This window comes from Ancylobacter dichloromethanicus, from assembly GCF_018390645.1.
GTDB classification, from domain to species: Bacteria; Pseudomonadota; Alphaproteobacteria; order Rhizobiales; family Xanthobacteraceae; genus Ancylobacter; species Ancylobacter dichloromethanicus.
Map to the genome: position 1 here is coordinate 22,728 of NZ_JAHBGC010000036.1, position 8,063 is coordinate 30,790.

At 63.6% G+C, this 8,063-nt stretch carries 8 protein-coding genes; 1 reads left to right on the forward strand and 7 read right to left on the reverse strand.

The annotated features are described in order from the left end of the window. Window positions 1-9 precede the first annotated feature (9 nt). The 5 genes from KHC23_RS16275 to KHC23_RS16295 all read right to left on the reverse strand — a co-directional run bounded on the left by KHC23_RS16275 (window position 10) and on the right by KHC23_RS16295 (window position 5,305). Window positions 10-888 (reverse strand): substrate-binding domain-containing protein, encoded by an 879-nt coding sequence (locus KHC23_RS16275; RefSeq protein WP_213373737.1) that lies wholly within the window; start codon window positions 886-888, stop codon window positions 10-12. A 4-nt stretch (window positions 889-892) separates the two neighbouring features. Continuing rightward, window positions 893-1,498: a c-type cytochrome, methanol metabolism-related gene (locus KHC23_RS16280; RefSeq protein WP_213373739.1), complete on the reverse strand. Its 606-nt coding sequence runs from the start codon at window positions 1,496-1,498 to the stop codon at window positions 893-895. A gap of 222 nt (window positions 1,499-1,720) precedes the next feature. Then, window positions 1,721-3,520 (reverse strand): lanthanide-dependent methanol dehydrogenase XoxF5, encoded by a 1,800-nt coding sequence (xoxF5, locus tag KHC23_RS16285; RefSeq protein WP_213373741.1) that lies wholly within the window; start codon window positions 3,518-3,520, stop codon window positions 1,721-1,723. Between the two features lie 374 nt (window positions 3,521-3,894). Next, window positions 3,895-4,854 carry a quinoprotein relay system zinc metallohydrolase 2 gene (locus tag KHC23_RS16290; RefSeq protein WP_213373743.1) on the reverse strand — a complete coding sequence of 320 codons (960 nt, stop codon included), beginning with the start codon at window positions 4,852-4,854 and terminating at the stop codon, window positions 3,895-3,897. A 46-nt stretch (window positions 4,855-4,900) separates the two neighbouring features. After that, entirely contained in the window at window positions 4,901-5,305 is a 405-nt protein-coding gene (locus KHC23_RS16295) for a c-type cytochrome (RefSeq protein WP_213373745.1), read from the reverse strand. A 582-nt stretch (window positions 5,306-5,887) separates the two neighbouring features. Between KHC23_RS16295 and KHC23_RS16300 the strand changes: the two genes are divergently transcribed. After that, on the forward strand, window positions 5,888-6,607 hold the full coding sequence (locus KHC23_RS16300) for a carbonic anhydrase (RefSeq protein ID WP_213373747.1): 720 nt from the start codon (window positions 5,888-5,890) through the stop codon (window positions 6,605-6,607). Window positions 6,608-6,703: 96 nt separating this feature from the next. Here the strand turns inward: KHC23_RS16300 and KHC23_RS16305 are convergent, their stop codons facing one another. Together KHC23_RS16305 and KHC23_RS16310 are read right to left on the reverse strand one after the other, a co-directional pair. Then, window positions 6,704-7,009, reverse strand: a complete 306-nt coding sequence (locus tag KHC23_RS16305) for an antibiotic biosynthesis monooxygenase family protein (protein ID WP_213373749.1) — start codon at window positions 7,007-7,009, stop codon at window positions 6,704-6,706. Further along, window positions 7,006-8,063, reverse strand: a 1,058-nt coding sequence (locus tag KHC23_RS16310; RefSeq protein ID WP_213373751.1) for an FkbM family methyltransferase, incomplete at its 5' end; no start/stop codon positions are given. The genes KHC23_RS16305 and KHC23_RS16310, both read right to left, overlap by 4 nt.

Below are 8,063 nucleotides of genomic sequence, written 5' to 3' on the forward strand. Positions count from 1 at the left end.
CCCGGAAGGCTAGGGCGCCTGTTCGACCGGCCGGTCCTGGCCATCGAGCAATGGAACGCCGTAATCCAGCAGGATGCGGTTGATCGCCCCCTGCTCGTCCTTGATGAAGGCGTTGAGCTGATGCTTCCAGTTCAGTTCGCCCGGACGGATGCCGAAGGTGATGCGGTAGACGAGCGAGGGATCGCCCTTCTCCTTCAGCAGCGGTGTCACGGAGAGGGGAATGTCCGACTTCTTGGCGTAGTAGCCGCCGATCGGCCCCCACAATATGCCGGCGTCGATCTCGCCATTGTCGAGGTCGGCGATCATCTTCTCGGCAGGGCTTTCGAAGCGGCGGTCGACCATCAGCGCATAGGGCCGCGCCAGTGGCATCAACCCGTTGCGGGTGAGCAGGTCGCCCGGCGGCGATCCGGCGACAACACCGATCCGCCGCCCCTTCAGGCGAGGATCCTCCAGCGTGTCGACATCGGTGAGATCGCCGTCCTTCTTGGTGATCAGCACCCAGGCCGAGCGGTAATAGGGGTTGGTGTTCAACACCGGGTCGCCCCCGGCCACATAGCCCAGCACCACGTCGCAGCGTTTGGCGCCCAGTGTCATGCGGTAGAAGCCGGTGGCCTGCGGGAACCAAGTGTAGTCCAGCGTCAGGCCAAGCTTCTCCGCCATGAGGTCGGCGATCTTGTTCTCGAAGCCCTGCCCCTCCTCATCGGTGAAGGGCATGTTCGCCGGGTCGGCGCAGACACGCAGGGTGGAGCGGTTGACCAGGTCCGACACCTGGGACGAAGCCAAAGTGGGGAAGCAGAGCAGCCCGCCGAGCATCAGGAGCGCCGCGGCGCTCCTGCCCTTCACAGGCGCCGAGCGATGGGTTTTTCCCGGCTGCGCCATGATTGCCATGGCGTCAGCTCGGCCGTCCGAAGCATTGATTTTCATTTGCAGTGTACGCCTTGGTCTTGTCCTCGCGCTTGCTGGGGCGCTCGCGGCCGAGCGCGCCATCGGCGCGGGCCTTGAGATAAACGTAGATGTCGTCGAGGTAGCACATGACGTTCTTGTTCTCGCCGAAGGCCGGCATCACCTGGTCGGCGGTGCCGACGCCGACATTCCGCTTGCCGTTGACGACGATCTCCATGAATTCCGGGTAGGTCATAGTCTTGAGGGAATTGGCCAGCGCCGGCGCATAGCTCGAACCCATGCCGTCGGGCCCGTGGCAGACATGGCACTCTGCGTGATAGCGGCGGTAGCCGGAATAAGTGTACCAGTCCATCGTCCCGTCGGGCTGGATATTGTAGATCGGGTCGCCGTCCTCCGTCGTGTATTTGCCCAGTTCGTCCTTCTCCTTCTCGACCGGCGCCGCAGTGGTGGCGGAGTTCGCCGCCGGAGCGGCCTCCGGCTGCTGGGCACGGACCGGCGCGGAGAAGGAAAGGGCGGCCGCCAGGATCAGCGCGGACACACCGGCGGATGCCGGCAGCGTGCCGGAAACAAACCATCCGCGAACGGGATTCTTCATGAAGCAGTCTCCTCAAGGCGCCGCAGCGGGGGCCGGTTCCGGCATATGGGGGGCGCCTTCGGGAGGCGGCGCGGTGCGGCTCAGAATTTTTCTAAGATTCTCATAAAATTCGGGGCCCCGAGACGTCGGGGCCCGGCTCACCGGATGGACCGGCGGCCAGGCCCCGTCTTTGTTCCCGGGAACAGCGGGCGCCCCGAGGAGAGCCCGCCGCCTTCCGTCGGCTCAGTTCGGCAGCGCGAACACCGTGAGCTGGCCGCCAAGGTTGGTGTAGTTGGACAGGGCGGCATAGCCACCCACCGCACCGAGGCCGGCGTTCGGGTCGGTCAGGCCGGCCGCAAGGCCGATGCCCGCCCAGCCACCGACACCCGACAGGATGGCGATGTACTGCTTGCCCTTGTGCTCATAGGTGGTGACGTTGCCGATGATGCCCGACGGGGTCTTGAACTTGTAAAGTTCCTTGCCCGTCTTGGAGTCGACCGCCTTCAGATAGCCTTCGAGCGTGCCGTAGAAGACCACGTCGCCGGCGGTGGCGAGAGCGCCCGACCACACCGAGAACGGCTCGGGCAGCGACCAGACGATCTTGCCCTTGGTGTTGTCCCAGGCGATGAAGTTGCCCATGCCGCCATGGCTGTTCGGCGCGGGATACATCGACAGGGTGGCACCGACATAGGGCTGGCCCGCCGTGTAGCTGACGCGGAACGGCTCGTAGTCCATGCAGACATGGTTGGTGGGCACGTAGAACAGGTTCGTCTTGGGCGAGAACGCCGCCGGCTGCTGATCCTTAGTGCCGAGCGCCGCGGGGCAGATGCCCTTCGTGTTCACGTCCTCTTCCTGGGTCTGGTACTTGGCCACGACCTGCGGACGGCCGAAGGTCGGGCTGTTCTTGTCCATGTCGACCTTGGTGGCCCAGTTCACCACCGGGTCGAACTTCTCGGCGACGAGGAGTTCACCCGTCACGCGGTCCAGCGTGTAGCCGAAGCCGTTACGGTCGAAATGGGTGAGCAGCTTGCGCGGCTTGCCGTCGAACTCCTGATCCGTGAGGATCATCTCGTTCACGCCGTCGAAGTCCCACTCGTCGTGGGGGGTCATCTGGTAGACCCACTTGGCCATGCCGGTATCGGCGTCGCGCGCCCAGACCGTCATCGACCACTTGTTGTCGCCGGGACGCTGCGAGGGGTTCCAGGTCGAGGGGTTACCCGAGCCGTAATAGACGAGGTTGGTCTCGGGGTCGTAGGAATACCAGCCCCAGGTGCAGCCGCCGCCGATCTTCCACTGATCGCCTTCCCAGCTCTTCAGCGAGGAATCCTTGCCGATCGGCTTGCCCAGCGCAGTGGTCTTCTCCGGGTCGACGAGCATCTCGTCGTCCGGGCCCATCGAATAGCCGCGCCAGATCTGCTTTCCGGTCTTGCTGTCATAAGCGGTGACGTGGCAGCGCACGCCAAACTCGCCGCCGGAAATACCGACGATGACCTTGTCCTTCACCGGCAGAACGGTGGCGGTGTTGGTCTCACCCTTCTTCGGATCGCCATTGACGACCGACCACTTCTTCTCGCCCGTCTTGGCATCAAGCGCCACCAGAGTGGTGTCGGCCTGATGCAGGAAGATCGTGCCGTCGGAATAGGCAAGACCGCGATTGACCGTGTCGCAGCACATCACCGGAATGACGTTCGGGTCCTGCTTGGGCTCGTACTTCCACATGATCCGCCCGTCATCGTTGAGATCGAGGGCGTAGACGATGTTCGGGAACGGCGTGTGGACGTACATTACGTCGCCGATGATAAGCGGACCGCCCTCATGGCCGCGAAGGACGCCGGTCGAGAAGGTCCAGGCCACCTGGATCTTGCCGACATTGCCGGCGTTGATCTGATCGAGCTTGGAATAGCGCGTATTGGCGTAGTCGCCGGTCTGGATACCCCACTGCTTGGGGTCTTTCATGATGTTCATCAGCCCATCATTGGCCGCTGCGGGCCAAGCATAGACTGCAGCAGCACCCAACAGTGCCGTCGCAAGAATTTTGCGCATGCCTATTCTCCTCCTGAACGATCCTCCGGGACCGGCCGAATACACGGACGATCCGCCGCGGCTTGTTTGCCGTTCTGACCTTTTGTCTTCGACAGCGCGTCACGACCGGCTGGAGGGAGAAACAGCCGGATCTCACGGGGGCTTCCCGCCCCAAGCTGGCCTACGAACCGGATCGGGAACTTCTTCCCGAAAGCCGTTGAAGCCGAAGACGAGATTACGCTAATCCGAATCCCTGAGGCTGGCAATAAGAACTCTTATGAGAAAGCGCTCTTATTATGATTTTGCTGCAACAGCGAATTGAAATACAATATACCAGATGGAAATACTGAGTTCAGGCAGATTTTCCGGCACCCGGACATGCTGCGCCGCACAATTCATTCCCATTCCAACTCATGATAGGCGGCGATGGCGTTGCGGGCGTTGAATTCGTCGAAAAGCACCCAGTCGCCACGTTCGGACACAACTGCGTGTGCCGGCGCCTCGCTCATCGCGCCCCCCTCGGCGAGCAACTGGCGGATGTCGCTGCGCAACACGTCGAGATAGCGCCGCTCAGGGGCACTGGCCTGCGGCCATGCGACGCTGGACGGGCCGTGGCCCGGCACCGCGCGCGCGGCGGGCGTGCCGGTCAGCTGGTCGAGAAGCGCCAGCCACCCCAGCAGGCTGCCGTCGAGGGTGGGAATATGGCCGACGAACAACAGGTCTCCCATTACCCAGGTGCCGCTGACGACGTCGAACACGGTGAGGTCGTTGTCCGTGTGCGCGGTGGGATGGGCGCGCAGTTCCAGCGGCCGCCCGCCGAGATCGAGCGTGAGCCGGTCCTCGACGAGCAGGTCGGGCAGCACGATCCGCGTCCCTTCGGCCTGCGCGCCGAGCATCCGCTCCGCCTGGGCGAGGTATGTCTCCGCCCGCAGCGAAAGCGCCCGCGGCATCTTGTGATGCGCGACGAAGCGCGGGGCGTCGCCGGCGAAGGCCGCGTTTCCCAGCGTATGGTCGGGATGCATATGGGTGTTGATGACGTAGCGCAGCGGCTTGTCGGTCACCGCGCGCATCGCTGCCCGCATACGGGCGCCGGCCAGAAGGCTGTTGCCGGTGTCGATGATCGCCGCCGCCTCGTCGCCGACGATGAGGGTCATGTTGGCGATCGCCCCGTCATTGGACGGAGCGATCAGCTCGTAGGGGGCGCGAAAGACATGGACACCTTCGGCGATCGCCTCCAGCGGCAGCCTGTCATCGCGGTAGTTGCCGTTCCCGGCGCGCGCAAGCGGCACGCGCCCGGCGGCAATCAAGGTGCCGAGGACAAGCAGGCCACGTCGATCGAGTCGCGGCAGGGCCATCGGGAAATCCCGCGTCGGCAACCTCAGGATACAGAGGCGGCGCCGGCTACTTCTTGGTGCCGTCGGCGTTGAAGGTGTCGAGATAGGCTTCGAGGTTCGCCCGATCGGTTTCCTTCGGCAGGCCGGCGAACACCATCTTGACGCCCGGCATGTAGCCCTTCGGATTTTTCAGATACTCCGAGAGGATTTCCGCCGTCCACACGTCGCCCTTGGCATTGTGCTCCTTCAACGTGTCGGAATAGTTGAAGCCCTCGACGGCACCCATCTTGCGGCCGATAATCCCGTTCAACTCCGGGCCGACCTTGTTTTTGGCGTTTTCGCCTACGGCATGGCAGGCCATGCACTTCTTGAAGACGTTGGCGCCCTTTGCGGGATCGCCGGCCGGGCTCTGGGCCAGCGCGGCGGTGGTGCCAAGCACGAGCAGGGCAGCGGTGGTAGCGAAGCGGTTCATGGCGTCCTTCCAGGCGATAGTCATTGAATGGCGCCCTTATGCGAGGCGCTTGCGATGAGGCGCGGATCATAGCGCTGCCTTTAGAATGATCCTAGGGGATCAAAGGTCCAGTCCAACATCGGCGAAAAACCGGCGCATTTCGTCGCGGCAGACCGCGTCAGCCGCCGGCGCGGGATGGATCCGCGAATCTGCGGCGGCCGAGAACGCGAGCAGATCACCAGGTGCAGACGGGCGGCGCGCCGGCGCCGGCGGGATCGCGTCCGGGCCGATCGAACGACTTGCGATAGGGCCGCGAACCGCCGGACCAGCCGCCACGCCAAGGCAGCATTGCGCAAGGGCCGCAGCGCTGTGCGAGGGCCGACCCCAGACACGCGGCGTTCAACAAGGCCATCGGTCCGTTCTGACACCCGTCTTGCCGGGCATCCGTTCCGTCGTGCAGCAGTTGAAGTTTGAGCTGGCGTGCTCGACCTACTGAGACATACTTGGAAAAATTTGGCATATCGAGGTACCAATACAGAGGCACCCGCCGTCACCGCCCGAGTGTCGGATCGTTTGTCCCCACAGTGTCCCAGAGGAAAGCCCATGTGCATCAATCACCCCTCCGCCCTGTCTCGCCGGCAGGCCCTCGGCTCCGGCCTCGGCCTGATGTCCGCTGCGTTCCTCGGCGGCGTGGCGCTGCCGACCAGTGCGTGGGCGCAGGAGCCCGCTCCCAACGCCGTCAGCCCGGACGAGGCATTGAAGCGTCTGATGGAAGGCAATGCGCGCTACGTCTCCAACACGCCGACCAACAAGGACTTTTCCGCCGGCCGCGCTGCTCGTGCCAAAGCGCAGTACCCCTTCGCCGGGCTGGTGAGCTGCGCCGATTCGCGCGTGGCGCCGGAACTCGCCTTCGACGAAGGGCCGGGTGAGCTCTTCGTGGTGCGCGTGGCGGGTAACTTCGTGAATGTCGACGGCCTCGCCAGCCTCGAATACGGCGTGAAGTTCCTCGGTGTGCCGCTGATCATGGTGCTCGGCCACACCAATTGCGGCGCGGTCGACGCGACCCTCAAGGTGGTGAAGGAAAATATCAGCCTCCCCGGCCATCTCGACGACCTCGTCGACAATATCCGGCCGGCCGTCGAGATCGCGCTGAAGGACAAGCCGCAGGACCCGCTCAACGCCGCGATCCTTGAGAATGTGCGCTATAATGTAAAGAAGCTCGGCGAGGCGACGCCTATCATTTCGGAGTTCGTGGCCAATGGCCGGCTGAAGATTGTCGGCGGTCTCTACGACCTCGCCAGCGGCAAGGTCAGCCTGGTCTGAACAGGCGCGGCCCGGCGCCAGCCGGGCCGCGCCCGCTCTCGCGCAGTGGGCGGATCGCGGGCAAAATCGGGTACGCCATCGGCGGCCGCCTCGTCGTCACATGCGTGGGCCGAGATCGACGGTGCGCTCATGCGTGACCGAGGGCGGCGCCGCAAACGTGTCGCTGACCAGATCGCGCCAGCGCTGGAAATCCTCGGAATTGCGAAAATCCACCATGTGGTTCTCCAGCGTCTCCCACCGCACGACCAGGCGATAGACGTCGGGCGCCTCGATCACCTGATGCAGTTCGACCCCGCGGCAGCCCTTGGCGCGCTGGAACAAGGGCACCGCCCTGGCGACACCGCCCTCAAACGCCGCCTCTTCGCCCGGCTTGATACGCAGTTCGGCAATCTCGATGATCATGTGCTCTCCCTCGCCTCGGCCGGCCCGGCATCTTCGCCCGCCGGGCCGGCGGGGGCGAGCTTTATCAGAGCGTCGCCGGGGACGGCATACCAAATGTCATTGGCCCGACCTTCCGCATTGTCGGCCGTCATGACGGTCGACAGATCCATGCCGACGGGCGCGGCCAGGAAGTTGCGGCAGTCGAGTTCGCAGTCTGGGAGCACCTCGTTTATCATGTACAATTGATAGCCGCTGGGTTGCAGCAGCCCCATGATCGAACTCACATCCTCATGCGAGATGTGCTGCTCGAACAAGACAACCGGGCGCGAGGCTTCGATAATTTTTCGGGCACCACGAAGAACCTTGAATTCGAAACCTTCGACATCAACATGCAGCAGGCCGATCGAGCCCCACTGAGCGGGACCGACAATTTCGTCCAACGTCGCGGTGACAAGGTCGGACCCCCTGCCCTCGCCCGTCTCGTTGAACCGCGCGTGACTGAGATCTCCCTTGTAGTGCAGTCTCACACCCGGCACGTCGGAACAGACGCGTGTAAACCAGTTGATATTCGTGGCACCGTTCAAGGCCGCCAGAGTTCGACCGAATTCAATGTTGGCGGGGCCGGGATCGACGGCATAAACGACAGCAGACCCCTTGATGAGTCTCGACCAGACAATGGCATTGTCAGCCAGCCAGCTTCCGATATCGACAATGGAACGACCCGGGTCGATTATATTCTGGCTGTACAGCGCGAAGATGAGCCGTCGAAGCAACACCTCGGCCTTGGGCCGACCATGAAATGTGTAGCAGCTTGCAATCCGCCCGCGGCCCCGCGATGAGAGGATGTCGAGGCCGGATACCGGCGGCAGACGGATTTCAACCCCGCCTTCATGCTTGAAGATCGTCGTGAAGTCGTCCGATTTCAGCCGCCGGGCTTGCGCCATGAGGCGAAATGGAAGGCCCAAATAGGTCCTCGTTCGCCTGACAATGGCGGAAAGGAACCAGGTGAGGCCCCTAGGGCTCGGACCCATAAAGCGGTTGGCTTCGCCAGCCTGGTGTGATTCACGGCTTCCGG